Origin of the sequence: Flammeovirga sp. OC4 (genome assembly GCF_000812565.1) — a bacterium.
In the GTDB taxonomy this organism is placed as follows: domain Bacteria; phylum Bacteroidota; class Bacteroidia; order Cytophagales; family Flammeovirgaceae; genus Flammeovirga.
In genome coordinates, this window is record NZ_JTAM01000080.1 from 26,877 (window position 1) to 41,001 (window position 14,125).

At 33.9% G+C, this 14,125-nt stretch carries 13 protein-coding genes; all 13 read right to left on the bottom strand.

Annotation, left to right across the window (positions count from 1 at the left end):
- Positions 1 to 47 precede the first annotated feature (47 nt).
- A complete protein-coding gene (locus PL77_RS25880) occupies positions 48 to 890 on the bottom strand; it encodes an oxidoreductase (protein ID WP_044211702.1) in 843 nt (280 codons plus the stop codon).
- A gap of 145 nt (positions 891 to 1,035) precedes the next feature.
- Positions 1,036 to 1,620, bottom strand: a complete 585-nt coding sequence (locus PL77_RS25885) for a Crp/Fnr family transcriptional regulator (protein ID WP_044211703.1) — start codon at positions 1,618 to 1,620, stop codon at positions 1,036 to 1,038.
- A 31-nt stretch (positions 1,621 to 1,651) separates the two neighbouring features.
- Positions 1,652 to 2,326, bottom strand: a complete 675-nt coding sequence (locus PL77_RS25890; RefSeq protein WP_044211704.1) for a CatB-related O-acetyltransferase — start codon at positions 2,324 to 2,326, stop codon at positions 1,652 to 1,654.
- Between the two features lie 35 nt (positions 2,327 to 2,361).
- Complete coding sequence (locus tag PL77_RS25895) at positions 2,362 to 2,595, bottom strand: hypothetical protein (protein WP_044211705.1); 234 nt, start codon at positions 2,593 to 2,595, stop codon at positions 2,362 to 2,364.
- Positions 2,596 to 2,742: 147 nt separating this feature from the next.
- Positions 2,743 to 4,101 carry a fibronectin type III domain-containing protein gene (locus PL77_RS25900; RefSeq protein WP_082026741.1) on the bottom strand — a complete coding sequence of 453 codons (1,359 nt, stop codon included), beginning with the start codon at positions 4,099 to 4,101 and terminating at the stop codon, positions 2,743 to 2,745.
- 287 nt (positions 4,102 to 4,388) lie between these two features.
- The gene (locus tag PL77_RS25905) at positions 4,389 to 5,462 is read right to left on the bottom strand and encodes a serine hydrolase (RefSeq protein ID WP_044211706.1); all 1,074 of its coding nucleotides are present in this window, start codon (positions 5,460 to 5,462) and stop codon (positions 4,389 to 4,391) included.
- An 11-nt stretch (positions 5,463 to 5,473) separates the two neighbouring features.
- Positions 5,474 to 6,709, bottom strand: coding sequence for a serine hydrolase (locus PL77_RS25910; RefSeq protein WP_044211707.1), 1,236 nt, complete (start codon positions 6,707 to 6,709; stop codon positions 5,474 to 5,476).
- Between the two features lie 308 nt (positions 6,710 to 7,017).
- Positions 7,018 to 8,082, bottom strand: coding sequence for a ribosome small subunit-dependent GTPase A (gene rsgA / locus PL77_RS25915; RefSeq protein ID WP_052444739.1), 1,065 nt, complete (start codon positions 8,080 to 8,082; stop codon positions 7,018 to 7,020).
- 694 nt (positions 8,083 to 8,776) lie between these two features.
- The gene (locus PL77_RS25920) at positions 8,777 to 9,640 is read right to left on the bottom strand and encodes an HAEPLYID family protein (RefSeq protein ID WP_044211708.1); all 864 of its coding nucleotides are present in this window, start codon (positions 9,638 to 9,640) and stop codon (positions 8,777 to 8,779) included.
- Between the two features lie 301 nt (positions 9,641 to 9,941).
- Positions 9,942 to 10,589 (bottom strand): hypothetical protein, encoded by a 648-nt coding sequence (locus tag PL77_RS25925; protein WP_156152547.1) that lies wholly within the window; start codon positions 10,587 to 10,589, stop codon positions 9,942 to 9,944.
- A gap of 143 nt (positions 10,590 to 10,732) precedes the next feature.
- Positions 10,733 to 11,794, bottom strand: a complete 1,062-nt coding sequence (locus PL77_RS25930; RefSeq protein ID WP_052444740.1) for an L-dopachrome tautomerase-related protein — start codon at positions 11,792 to 11,794, stop codon at positions 10,733 to 10,735.
- A gap of 249 nt (positions 11,795 to 12,043) precedes the next feature.
- Positions 12,044 to 12,985 carry a DNA-processing protein DprA gene (locus PL77_RS25935; RefSeq protein WP_044211710.1) on the bottom strand — a complete coding sequence of 314 codons (942 nt, stop codon included), beginning with the start codon at positions 12,983 to 12,985 and terminating at the stop codon, positions 12,044 to 12,046.
- Between the two features lie 199 nt (positions 12,986 to 13,184).
- The gene (locus PL77_RS25940) at positions 13,185 to 13,946 is read right to left on the bottom strand and encodes a GNAT family N-acetyltransferase (protein ID WP_044211711.1); all 762 of its coding nucleotides are present in this window, start codon (positions 13,944 to 13,946) and stop codon (positions 13,185 to 13,187) included.
- Positions 13,947 to 14,125 lie beyond the last annotated feature (179 nt).

Here is a 14,125-nt window from a genome sequence, read left to right on the forward strand (position 1 = left end):
CTAGAAAATGACTCAGGCACCAAATTTTTGTTTGGTGCTTGTTTTTCTTAAAGAAAGATGGCCTCAGAAGCTACTTCTCTATGTTTTTCCAAATCAGATTTCACACTCTCCAGTTTCATATTGATGGTCATCAACGCCGTCTTACCCAAAGGTAAACGTAAAGAAGGTTGCTCTGAATTGACCAAGTCAATGATTGCTTTTGAAGCTTTTATTGGATCTCCCTCCTGTTTTCCATCAACGCCTTTCAATTTCGCTTTAAAAGCACCTGAAGTAGTGTCATAATCTTCAATAGTTTTCTTCGCTATTTTTAGGCCTTTACCGGCAAAATTAGTTCTAAATGGCCCCGGTTCAACGATAGAAACTTTGATGCCAAAAGGCAATACTTCTTGCGCTAAAGCTTCACTAAATCCTTCTAAGGCAAATTTACTGGCGTTATAAATCCCAAATCCTGCAAAAGCTTTGATACCACCATGAGAAGAAATTTGAACAATATGTCCTTTTTGTACTTTTCGCATGGAAGGGAGTACTAGTTGGGTTAGATGAAGTGCTCCAAAAAAGTTGGCTTCTACTACTTCTCTTGTCTCCTCTAAAGATGTTTCTTCAATAGCCCCCACAAAACCAACCCCTGCATTGTTTACTAAAACATCCACTTTTCCAAACTGAGATAAAACGAAATCAACAGCCTCTGTCACTTTACTAGTGTTTGTTATGTCAAGTGTGATACCAAAACCTTTGTCTTTATATTCAATATTGAATTGATCAGTTTGCGATTGTTGCCTAAAAGTTCCAATTACGAAATCACCCTCTTGCATTACTTCAGTGGCTAACGCTTTTCCTAATCCACTTGAAATTCCTGTAATCAACCAAACTCGTTTTGATGTCTTTTCCATTTGCTTTTGTATTTAATGATTATTGATAATACAAAAGTGAGGGATCACGAATCGAATAGAAATGAACTAGAACAAGAAATGTTCTTGAACTAGTTCAAGATTTTATATCGTAAATAGAAATCGTGTAGGAAGACCGATTAAAAATTTAAGCTTTACTTAAACGTTTCCTTATTTTGCTTAAAAACTCAGCCGACATACCTAAATATGAAGCCAATGCATATTGTGGCACTCGTTGTACTATAGTCGGATACTGCGCTTGGAATTCAATGTATCTCGCTTCAGCCGATTTACCTAAATTCGACAAAACCCTCTTTTGAGCATATGCAAAAGATTTTTGGGCTACCAATCGAAAAAAACGCTCAAATTTTGGATTCTTCTCGCAAAGATTTTCTACATCTTGATATGCAATTTGATGAATGATTCCATCTTCTAATGCTTCTACGAAAAGAGATGCAGGTTCTTGACTAATATAACTATTGAAATCACTAATAAACCAATCCTCTATCGCAAATTGTATGGTATGATCTTCCCCTTCATCACTTACAAAATAGCTTCTAAAAGCTCCTTTTTCAACATAAGTTTGAAACTCACAAACAAAGTTAGGCTGAACAATAAACTGCCTTTTCTTTACTGAAGAAGTCTTTATAATGCTGGTGAACTCTTGCTCATCCTGCTCGTTCAGCTCAACATATCGGTTGATATTACGGAGTATATTTTGATATTCTGTCAACTTGAAATGGATAATGGTAAGAAATAAGTAATTATGAACCCTTTATTAATCCTTGCTTCGTCGCGAAAAATAATAAATCTTCCACTGTACCTTTCACTAAGATTTCAATGGCTTCATCAATATAAGCTCTTTCCCAATCCCACCATTTAAGACCTTTTAAAAGATGAATCTCATCTTTCGTGTATCTATATCGAATGACTTTCGCAGGATTTCCTCCCACAATTGCATAATCAGGTACATCTGAGGTTACAGTGGCATTGCTACCTATGATGGCCCCATCTCCTATTTTTACATTCGGCATAATGGTAGCGTTATACCCAATCCAAACATCATTGCCCACTTCAATATCTTTGTATTGCTTAAAAGGGTATTCTCCTATTGGCAGTTTATCTGACCATTCTGATCCAAAAACAGCAAAAGGAAAGGTGGATACGCCTTTTGTAGAATGATTAGCATCTGCCATGATAAACTTTGCACCATGAGCTATTGCACAAAACTTACCGATTTTCAATGCAGTTCCTGAGATCCCAAAATTGTACATTACATTTTTCTCTAGAAACTTAGTGGGGTCATCAAAATCGCTGTAGTAAGAGTAGTCGCCAACAATGACATTATTCACTCCACTATCTTCCACTAATACTTTTAAAGAAACCGTATTTTTAAATTCAGCAATGGGATAGAGTGTTTCAAAATTTACTTTATTCATGGATTAATAATAGTTGATGATAAGTACTGTATAATTTATTCTTTCTTTCGAAATAATGAAACCAAAGATACAAAAGCCCAAACGCCTTCTAACACAATAAATGGAATATAATTCATCAAAACAGAAGCCAGACATGCTAAGGAAGCTCCAAATAGGTTTAAGAGCTTATAGGCCATACTTCTTCTCTCTAATTTTCCTGAAACATTTAAAGTATAGGCTAGTAGAATTTGGAATACGCCTAAAGAACCAATCCAATCTATTTCATTCATGATGATTTTGAATTAATTAAGGTAAAAGTCAATACATTTCAATTTACATTATTTTGATTAGACTGTAGACACAAGATTGTCCAAAGCGTATTTTAAAATGGTCTTTCCGCTATTTCATTACAGTAGCAGAAAGACCATGTTGTCATTTTACTTTTCAGTAAGTTTTTTCTTACCCGTTTTGAAGTCTTTTGTGATGACAGCTCTATCATACTCCTCGCCAATCGCTGTATACGCCACATAAGTCAACTTTTCTCCATCAATTTTGATGACTTGATAAAACTGTATCTGCTCACCTGATTCATCCAATTCATAACCATCTGCTTCATATTCCTTCATTTGCTCCGGGTCTAATTTATATTGTTTTGGACCACTTACTGAAGTAACATAAACAGTACTTAAATGCTTTGATTTTTTATTATCTGAAGTTCTTGTGGGAACGTGACCTCTAGCATAAGTATGATCATGGCCATTTAATACTAAGTCTACATTATATTTATCTAAAAGCGGTTTCCAATGGTCTCTTGCAAATTGAAAATTACGTCCCTTTGCAGGCGAAAAAACAGAGTGATGACAAGTGATAATTTTCCATTTTGCATCACAATCTTTTAACTGTTGCTCTAGGTATGCAGTTTGTTCTTCAAGTAAGTCATTTGAATTTAATACGATCACACGCACATCCTGATAGTCCACGGTGTAAACAGTTTCATGTAAATTTTTATCTAAAGACTTCTCGACAGGTAACGTAAATTGAGGCTTCCACTGAATTGCTAGTTGCTTCTTCTCTCCTTTTTCCAAACCTCGAAATTCATGATTCCCGACTACTGGAACCGCTGTCCATTGACTATGAATAAACCCACCTGCTTTGTACCATTCAGCCCATTCCATATCTCGATGGGCTTTGTTGATCAAATCACCAGCATGTACTACAAAAGATGCGTTGGGTGCGGTCTGATAAGCCATTCGGATCACACGTGACCAATGGTCTAATACATCATTTTGAGCATCTCCAAAATAAACAAACTCAATGGGTGCATACTCACTTTTGGCCGTTCGGAAATGAATCCATTCAGACCAATGTTCTTTTCCATCTCCAACACGATAAGCATATAATTTATCAGGTGCTAATCCCTCAAATACCACACTATGATAGTGTACTTTTAAAGACGCATTACTTTTGTACAACCCCAAATCAAACTCTTCAGTAGTAGCTTTAAATTCTTTTGAGGCTTCAGTAAACTTTGAGTTGACTGTAGCTTCCGCTATTTGAGCAACTGCACTTTCCACACTTGTATCCGTTCTCCAAGTTACTGCTCTACTTGTGGCCGGGTCTCCATGAAAAGTTAATATAATTCTGTCAGGATCCTTACTTGGTATTTCCCAATGATGCAACCCTTCATGTGAGTGCGAATGATCGTGGCTATGATCATGATGATGTTGTGCCATGGCGAGATTTCCAAGAAGACACAATAAAATGATTGAAGTGAGTATTGATGTATAGACTTTCATAACTACATTTTTATTAGTTTAATTTATGTGGCAAAAGAATTAAAAAAATCGATTTTATGATTAATAAAATATTAATACTTGACCTATGATGTTAATTCTTAATCAGATTCTATAAAATAACAAGCAAGATTCATGTTGGACTCGTTCTAGAATCTACTTTTCAGATCCCTTCTTCTTCATTTAAGTCATAACACAATAGAGAAGCAAAAGTCAAAGCTTAATAGATCAACCGATCTCTAGGATCATGAGAAGTCCTCTCTACTTTGAAGTTCACAATCATCAATGGTTTATTCTTTTAAAAGCAACTTCAATATAGGCTTCAATATCTCTTGCCTATAATCTTCATTATAATCACAATTACCTAAAATGACTGCCCCAATATTTTTCTCTGGAACCATTAAAAGTAGACTTCGAAATCCCCTGTCTCCACCAAAATGACCTATGACCTTATATCCATCAATTTCAAAAATTTGAAACCCTAAACCAATATGGTCATATACCGGAGTTGATGAGTTTTGCATTTGATAGTAAATATTGTTGGAGTCACTATTCTGCAGTTGTTTCAGAAAGTAATTCATCCATTTTGATAAATCAATTGAAGAAGCATTTAGTGTACTACTCGGTGCATGTTCTCTGGTATAAGGATAGATTTTTCGCACCATCACACTATTCCCTTTTTTAGTATGAGGCTTTACTTTCAACTCATCCTTTATTTTGAAATACCTAAAATCACTATCCTCCATTTTTATGGGATTTAATATTTGATCTGCTATATAATCTTCAAAGTATTGGCCTGAGACTTTTTCTATCACAAGACCTAAAATATCATATCCCAAGTTACTGTACTTGTAAGCTGTTTTAGGTGTATACTTTGTTTTCAGCTTGTAGTTTTGAATATAAGATGAAAGCGTTTTATCTGATTGATGGTTGTTTTTCCATTGATAATTATTGATATCTGGCAAACCCGAAGTATGGTTCAATAACGACTTGATATCAATTTCCTCCACGCTCTTATCGGAATAATTAAGTGGTGAGATCACATCTACTAATCGGTCTTCTAAGTTTATTTTACCTTCTTTGACCAACAGCATTATGGCTTGGGCCGTCAATAATTTACTTACGGAAGCTGTATGAAATACAGATTGACTTTCTATTTTTTGAGTTGTGTTGATCTCTTTCACTCCATACCCCTTCGTATAAAGCACAGATCCATTGTGCACCACACCAATACTAACTCCAGGAATCATATACAGTTCCATATTAGAAGTAACGATTGAATCGATTTTTGTTTGGAGTGAAATATGCTGAGCATGAACATTTAAGAACACAAGTGACAAAATGCTCACTAAATATAATTTCATAAACGTGATAATTAAAGTACTTCTTTTTCTTTATTCTCTATTTGAGCTATGATTTGAGTAAAAATCTTTCCATAACTGACTTTTCTTTTTTCACCCAAACGAACCATAATGATGTCTTCAGAGGGATTCATGTATAAGATTTGTCCCAAAATACCAACTGCATAAAAGTTCTCGGAGCAATAATTAATCTGCCACTCCTCTGATGCATTGGATACTCTTTCTACATAAAAGTTCTGATAGCTATTTTCAATAGCAGCATTCACAGCACTCAGAGAATCAGTATACGCATTTCCATCTTTATCTTTATCGTTTTCAGCAGATTGGCTATACCACTGATATTGGTAGCAGTCGTTTTCCATGTTTGCAGTTTTGGACCTTAAAACCCAATCTTTACTTACTATTTGAGTCCCATTCCAATTTCCGTTGTTTAGGTATAGACGACCTATTTTTGCAAGGTCTCTTGCTGTTGTATTTAAGCAACAAAAAGCTTTAGTTGATCTATTTTTATTATCGTCAACACTCCAAGAAGCATTAAACTCCATTCCCATCGGTTGCCAAACTTTTTGCTCAAGGTATTTACCAAGTTCCATCTGTGTGGCACGTTCTACGACCATTCCTAAAATAGCGGTTGAAATACTTTGATAATCATGAACTTCTCCTGGTTCATATTCAAACTTTAAATTTTTAAATTGTTTTAATTGATTTTTGCCATAATACAATCGAGCAACGTGAGCAAAAGGATTTAAATAGGCTTCTTTAAACTTCAACCCTGAACGCATTTCAAGTAGATCTTCCACCGTTAATTGAAGGTACATTGGATCTCCCTCTTTTAATTCTGGGATATAGTCGACAACTGGGTCTTTCACACTTTTAATTTTTCCTTCATCAATCGCAATCCCCACCAATAAAGAAGTGATGGATTTAGATGCAGAAAAAATATTAGAAATAGAATCAGGTTTATATCCTTTATAATAGTTTTCAAAAAGGATAGTATCTTTATGAATGACCAAAAAAGACACGGTTGATGTTTGTCGTAAACGTTCATCTAAGGACATTGAAACCCCTTCTGATACTACGGTAAACTCCGTTGGATGTTCTAGAAATTGAAATGTATCTTGACCCGTGGATATTTCTGTTTTCGGAAAAATTTTATGGTCGGTGATATTGGCATTTAAACGTGTTACATATCTACCAAGATGACACGAACTAAAGAGTCCTACAATGAATAATAGTAAAAATTTTCTCATGGTTTTATTTAGAAAGAGAGCTTAGTTTATAAGATTAGATCAATGAAAGTTTTGATTTAAAATTGTAAAAAAAATCAGTAATATCAAAAAGAAATACATACCCCATCCATCAAAAGACAATGAGGCATGTATTGTTATGAATTGGTTCCCTATTTTAAAATCAGGGTAAACGAAACTCTTCTTAACTGTCAAACTTCCTCCTTCTTCATTTGTGTCTTAACATAAAAACGAAGCAAAAAGGTCAAAGCTTCTAAGTCAAAAGTTGAATTCCATTTCTCTTACCTAAATGATTTTAAGTATAAAACTGCTTAAAAACGTTGTTTATGCTGTTTTACGGTTTTCACCATTTTTGCAAAAGATTTCCCTTTTTTTCTTTTTTCAGCTTCGGAACTTGTGTAATGTTCCTGTTCCCTATGGAGTTTAAGATAATTTTCATAGGCTGCTTCTGATAGTTCTCCGTCATTTACAGCTTGTATCACTGCACATCCTTTTTCATGTTGATGTGTGCAGTCTGAAAATTTACATTGTTCTGAAAGCTCCATAATGAGAGGAAAGGCGTCTTCCATTCCACTTTGAGAAGATGTCATCCCCACCTCACGAATACCTGGATTGTCAATTAAGACTCCACCTTCTTCCATTACAATTAATTCACGGTGTGTTGTTGTATGTTTTCCACGATTGGTTGAAGTTCCAATCGCTAATGTCAGCATCTTCTCTTTTCCTAAAAGAAGATTGACCAAAGTGGATTTACCAACACCCGAGGACCCTAAGAAACAGTAAGTCTTATCTACTTCTACCTGCGATTTTAATTGTTCGATGCAAGCAGTATCCTCTATCATTGTGATTAGAATATCTAACTCTGGAAAACGATCGATAATCTGTAGTTCCAATCTTTGTAATTCTTCATCACTAACTAGATCCGCCTTACTCAAAATAAGAATCGGTTCTATATTAGCATCGTAACAGAGTACCACAAAACGCTCTACCCTATTCAGGTTAAAATCCCTATTGGCAGAAAAAACGATAAAAGCCTTGTCTATATTTGAAGCAATGTATTGTGCTTCTCCCTCTTTCCCTATGGCTTGTCGTTTGAGTATATTATCTCGATATAAAACTTGCTGAATTAATGCTTTTCCTTCATCAAAAGGCATGATTTGTACCCAATCCCCTACCATGGGAAAATCAGTTCTATCTTCTGCTGTAAAACGAAGGTGACCCATAATTTCAGCATCAAATATACCTTCCTCATTTTGCACAAGATAACGTTCTTTATGCTCTGCAATGACTCTCGCCCATTCGTTTCTATTTAATGTCGAATGATTAGAATATATCGTTGAATTGAACCCTAATTGTTCAAGTGAAATTGTTTTCAATGTCTTGTATTTTATATGACTTTTTTGATTTAATTCATCTGAATATCAGATACAATAAACCGAAAGGTACTTTGGAGTACCTTACATATTTTATGGTAAGAAGAAGCACCTGCCGGACTAAGCGGAGATCAAGTGCACCATAGGTGAGCTATATGTAAATGTTGTTGTCATACAATACAAAGGTTATTTATTCTATTGTTATTTCCAAAATTTGATCAGCGAGAGAAATAGTTATTAAGAAATAATGCGTAAGAAGTAAATACATTGTAAACTAAGTTTACGTTATTTATATTGTTTAGAAATCAGGAGATTTCTGATGATCTGAAGGACACGAATGACGCTGACGCTTAACATTCGCGCCATTGAGTTTTCTACCATTTTAGTTTGGTAGTTTTCCCCCTGGCATTGAAGGAAGATACCACTAAATGATGGTCTGATTACATGTCAAAAGACAAAGGTTTTATAATAATCATCTAAAATGCAGTACTGTAGGGACGTTGCATTGCAACGTCCTCGCGAACCACAATACACTACCATTTCCCTTTGTAAAAGTAATTATATTAGTTAATGAAAATTTAGTTTACAATATACTTACTACTGATATTCAACTAAGTAATAGTACATTGATATCATTTATGGTTCTAGAAAGCTCAATATTTGTGATAAGTATTAAGCCAAAATAATCAACTATATATTAATGTCCTGGTTCCCAAATCAAACGACAGAAGGCACTTAACCTTTCATTTTCTCTGGCTACAGGAATACCTGCCACAATACCAATCAACAGGTTATCGGATAAGGCTACTCTCATTTGAGGTCTAATGGTCATATCAAAATCCTGATGTTCAAAGGATTGGTTAAATTCTACACCAATAAAGTTAGTGGTTCCAGGAATCATATAATGTACACTGGGGTTAAACTCAAAAGAGGTATTGATTTCTGAACTATTGAAAACCTGTTCAATTTTTGGCCCTGTATAAATCAAAGAGTGGAAATTACGTCCCCACCTTTTAGCAATAACAAAAAATGGATTGTATAAATTACCTCTTACCAAGGGATTTCCAAATTGCTGAAAATCTGACAACAATATCTCATTGATATAACCAAGAGCCATTGACATTGCCATTTTCTCATTCACAAAGAAACTCCACTGCGTAGCGAGTTTTATACTTTCTAAACGATCAGCAGGAATAGAATCCGAAGACACTCCTTTTTGCGGAGCATAAAAAGTAAAAGGCAATTCTACCTCAAAACCTAAACGGTTAATGGGTGCCCATTCATACTCTACTAAAGCTTCATATTTGTCATAGTCAAGATTATCTACCAACTCCATACCGACGTTCCATTCCTTTTCACCTTTACGAGCACCAAGGTCTCTGATGAGGTCTATATATAAGGGTTCTGCGTGAAGTACCTTTGCAGGTAAATTATTGTCTTGATAGTTTTCAATAAATAAGCTGTCTATTTCTCTTTTGCTTCTTAGCTCTTCTTGAGCAAAAACAGCAACAGAAGCGAACAAACTGAACAGTATAGCAACCGCTATTTTCCTGATTGTCATGAGGATAAAGTAAATTTTACAGATGATAGATAAGTAAATTATTATTTATTTCTGTGATTTAATAATTATAAGTATTTAATGCCACAGCATTTAAAAAAATTAGGCTTCTAAATCACAACGAGCAAATATAATCAATGTTAAAAATGTAAGGGTTGTTATAGTAAAAATAGTAACAATACATGGTGTACTAAATGATCATTATGCATCAATCTACTTAAGTACAGTTATATAAGCCATTGTATTGCAAGTCCTCAAGAAGCTCAATTCATAACCATTTACTTCGTAAAAAGTTGATCAATTACTAAATACAAGCATCGGATCTAGAGTACTCTTCTTCTGCCAAAATATTAATTTCACCTTCTGATGTGACCTCAATTAAAAATCGATTGACCAAAATTGGAGCACAATCGGCTACAAGCTTAGTCACCAACAACTCATATCCATTTGACGTTTTTCGAATTGCTCCCACTTCTTTCTTTTCGATACTATAACCATAACTTTCAGAAAGTGCCAATAATATAGCATCTGACTCAGAATCGATAGTCCCAAGAAATGAAAGTAAGTCATTCTTATTCGTCAAAATTTTAATGGTATCTCCTCTCTGAAATTTCACATAATGAAAACAATACCCTGGAAGACAACCAGAACCAAAACCACCGATTTCATTTTTATGATTATCAAATGACTTCTCACAATCAGCTTGATTTGTAGCATTTTGACACTTCGACCCATCACTAAATAGAATTTCTTCTTCTTCGAATTCAAAAGAAAAAATTAACTCTAAATAATCGAAATCTTCATGAGGTGATAAGCTCTGAAATGGGTAGGAATCAGTGATTGGATTAAACTCATCTAAATCTACCATTATTCCGGATTCGTCATCCTTACATCCTCCAAAAAGAAGTAAAATGAGCAAAGAGAATAATCGGGTGATGTTTAACAATTTCATAATTAGCTTTTTTAGTTTGCTGAAGAGTAATTGAGTTAGTTTAGTTAACTCATTTCAACTCTAAAGTATCACTTTATTTTAAATGAAATACTCTAGAGTTGAAGAAATTTATGAGCTTTGATCTATAGTTTTGAAACTAAGATTTAATGGGTCATTTCATCGAGCAATGACATTGAGACCTTGTACACTTCGTACTTTCCTCTTTTTTCTTCTGGAAGGTGAATTTGAGAAGTGGTAAAGAAAATTTCTCTTTCTAGGTTCTTAGCAAAAGAATCAGCCCAACGGATACGTTTGTCTTTCAGCAAATGAATCAATTTACCTTCCTTTGTCAAAACGTTCACGCCATTCGTTTCCAAACCTCCTAACCAAAGATTTCCTTTTCTATCAAATAACATCCCATCAGTGGCTGGTATATTTGCTACTTTTTGTACTGCGTTCTGAACATCTACCTCAGAAGCGTTTTCGTCCAACAACACTGCTGTTTTTATCTTATATAAAGTATGAGAAGTAAGTGCAATAAAATACAATTCACTGAAATCAGGTGATAATGCAATGCCGTCTGAAGCAACGCTATTTTCCCATTTTAACCCATCACATATCAAGTGATCCAACTCAGATTGTACACTTTTGTGACCTGTCAGGAAACGTTTTGAGGAGCCTGATTTCAAATCTAAAAGAATGATTCCACCAATGCCTGAGTCAGTGATATAAGCGACATCGTTCTCAATATCAATTCTGACATCATTATAATAAGAGTTCTTGAAATAATTCTCCTTAGGAAAATTATATGATCTAATCAATTCATCTGTGCTTAAATCAAAAACATATAGAACAGGACCTCCTTCTATTACTCCTTTGAACTGCTTATTGGAAGTATCTAAGACCCATAATCTATTTTTACTATCGCATACTACACTCTGAACCGCATAGAATGAAAAATCACCAATTTTGGTATTCCACATTTCAGAGGGATAAGGATAGGCTTTTCCATCTTTAATTTCAGCTACAGAATAAGTAATACTATCCGTCCATGTAGGATAATTTACAAATACTCTATTGTTTTTACTCACTGCAATTCCTGTCCATTGCTCAGCAGATTGTGCTATAAGAGTAAGTGGGTCTTGATTTGAGGTTTTCTCTGCTTTTTGACAGCCTAACAAAAGGCAAAAGCAAAAAATGAGATTTAAAAAAGGTTTAATATTCATTTATTTTAAGCAAGATGTAAGTGCGAAATTCAAAAATCACTTCGCACTTTTATTTATTTAGTGAACAAAACTAAAAAACTTACGCTGAATCTTAAAATTTGCTATTCGGAATAGCTCAATTTTTAGGAAGTGTTTAGAATTGTACAGAATACTACAACACTCTATATTTTGCAATACAATTTTAAAAAAATTGAACTTTTTATTCACTCCAAATTTATTGGTAACAATGTAGGATTATTTATAATTTCCTTAAAAAGGCAATTCCTCCTCTTTAAAAAATTGTGGATAGTCGTTTTTTGATGTAATTATTTTAATATCACAAATCACACTATCTTTATGAACATCTTTTGCTCGACAATAAGAAATAATCCCTTCTTTTTCTTCAGAGATCAATAGTTTATTACCGCTGTTTATAGGATAATTTATCGCTGTATCGATCGGTTTTATCACTCCGAGTACCTTTTCAGAACGAGCAAAATAACTTAATACAAAACGAGTATCATCTGAAGTCGCATCTTGGATAAGTACTACTCTATTAGAGAGGCTTGCCAACACTTTACAAGCTTCAATATATTTATAATCATCATAGGTTACTTCAGGAGGAAAAGGTGAAACGACTGTGATCGAATCGGAATGAAAAATGTCATTATCAGGAAGGTATACTTGATCAATTCCAGAAGCTACTACCTCAATCAAAAAGTTATCCTTTGTTTCTTTGACAATAGTAGAAACGCCCTTCTGATGCATTACATTCAATGTTATTTCTTCTTCATCACTAAATTCTGTAATTTTTTGACTGATAATTTGCCCATGTTTATCAGGGTTTTTCGTTCCGATCACCCCTACACTGTATTCATTGAGAATTTGCTCATTTCCAGTGACATAAAGTACCGGCCAAAGTTCACTTGCTTGAAGCACATTTTGTGGATAATGATCATTTAAAAATGATATTGGATGAATTGTATATTTCTTACAATTATCTAAAATTTGAGAAGCAGTAGTTATGCCTTTTTCAATATCCTCTAGTGTTGTCTTATTGATTCTTTTGGTCTCCTCCAACACAAGCGTTATTGCCTCTCGTACTGAAGAACATTTTTTTTCAGCATTACGTAATGCTTTCTCGTTTCTAAAAAGAAATTTAGGACCAAATCCTTTGATATTTAATATTGACAAAATAAGAAATTCTATCATTTTTCCAAGATTATTAATGAAGCATTGAATATAATGTAATATTACGGCGATTTTTTAGATTTTTTCTATGAAGTAATAAAAAAAAGATATTATATTGCACATGGGTAAAGAATCATAGGTTAGTCACCTATATAAAAAAAAACTAGTCGGATTAATTTTCGACTAAAAGCATCCTGATCTTCAGGATGCTTTTATTTTTTTAAGCAAATTCAAATACTTTTCCGTCCTCTGTAAAACCTATTTTTCTAAAAATATTTTCAGAATCTTCAGAAGCTTGCGTTACAATTGTTTCCACACCATTATTCTTTGCATAGTCAATCGACTGCTTTACAAGTGCCTCTCCAATTCCTTGTTTCCTATTCTCTTTCATCACTGAAAGGTTATAAATTCCAGCAACTTTAGGATTAGAAGGTGATATAAATAATTCGATTACTCCTACAACTTGTTCTCCTTCATAATAATTGAACATGACAGTATGTGTACGTTGTAATACTTCTGGGTGCACATGATTATAATAATGTAATACATTAACATCAAATGGTTCCCAATTATTGGCAATCACAAATGCATTATCTATGATATCTTGTCTTTCTTCAACAATACGAATCTTATCATGAGTACCTGACTGAAGTGCTTTTACTTGAGCCCCAAACCCCTTATTGATTCCTGTATTTTTAATATTAAGTTGATCGAAAATAGCTTTCACATTATCAGTTAGCTGATGTTCACTAATCCAAATACATGATGCTCTAAGTCTATTTTCATAAAAAGCAACAGCTGATTTTAAGCCTTCTGCTTTTAATTCTTCTCCATTATGTATATGTATTACATTAAATGTATCTACTTTTAATCCACTATCGATATAACTTAAACCTTCGGCTTGAAGTACTTGCATAATATTACAAGTGGAAGGTAAAGTAGCGGCATGCTCTTTAAAATTTTGATCTATTAGGTCTTTCATCCTTCTATATTTTTATATAAAATACAAAGGTAAGAGTTTAAACAATAATACGCACATACGTGCGTAAATTTAGGTTGCATATTATAAACTAAATTTTCACCAACTTTCAATCGAGCTTTATACGGGCATTAATAGGACCTACTTTCAAGTTTTCTTCTTCTTCATTTCTCTTATGATTA

Excerpts from the sequence above, each read along its gene's own strand:
- PL77_RS25940 (WP_044211711.1), bottom strand. The coding sequence starts at position 13,946 with ATGAAAGACCTAATAGATCAAAATTTTAAAGAGCATGCCGCTACTTTA.
- PL77_RS25895 (WP_044211705.1), bottom strand. The coding sequence starts at position 2,595 with ATGAATGAAATAGATTGGATTGGTTCTTTAGGCGTATTCCAAATTCTA.
- PL77_RS25920 (WP_044211708.1), bottom strand. The coding sequence starts at position 9,640 with ATGACAATCAGGAAAATAGCGGTTGCTATACTGTTCAGTTTGTTCGCT.
- PL77_RS25890 (WP_044211704.1), bottom strand. The coding sequence starts at position 2,326 with ATGAATAAAGTAAATTTTGAAACACTCTATCCCATTGCTGAATTTAAA.
- PL77_RS25900 (WP_082026741.1), bottom strand. The coding sequence starts at position 4,101 with ATGAAAGTCTATACATCAATACTCACTTCAATCATTTTATTGTGTCTT.
- PL77_RS25910 (WP_044211707.1), bottom strand. The coding sequence starts at position 6,709 with ATGAGAAAATTTTTACTATTATTCATTGTAGGACTCTTTAGTTCGTGT.
- PL77_RS25935 (WP_044211710.1), bottom strand. The coding sequence starts at position 12,985 with ATGATAGAATTTCTTATTTTGTCAATATTAAATATCAAAGGATTTGGT.
- PL77_RS25925 (WP_156152547.1), bottom strand. The coding sequence starts at position 10,589 with ATGAAATTGTTAAACATCACCCGATTATTCTCTTTGCTCATTTTACTT.
- PL77_RS25905 (WP_044211706.1), bottom strand. The coding sequence starts at position 5,462 with ATGAAATTATATTTAGTGAGCATTTTGTCACTTGTGTTCTTAAATGTT.
- PL77_RS25880 (WP_044211702.1), bottom strand. The coding sequence starts at position 890 with ATGGAAAAGACATCAAAACGAGTTTGGTTGATTACAGGAATTTCAAGT.
- PL77_RS25930 (WP_052444740.1), bottom strand. The coding sequence starts at position 11,794 with ATGAATATTAAACCTTTTTTAAATCTCATTTTTTGCTTTTGCCTTTTG.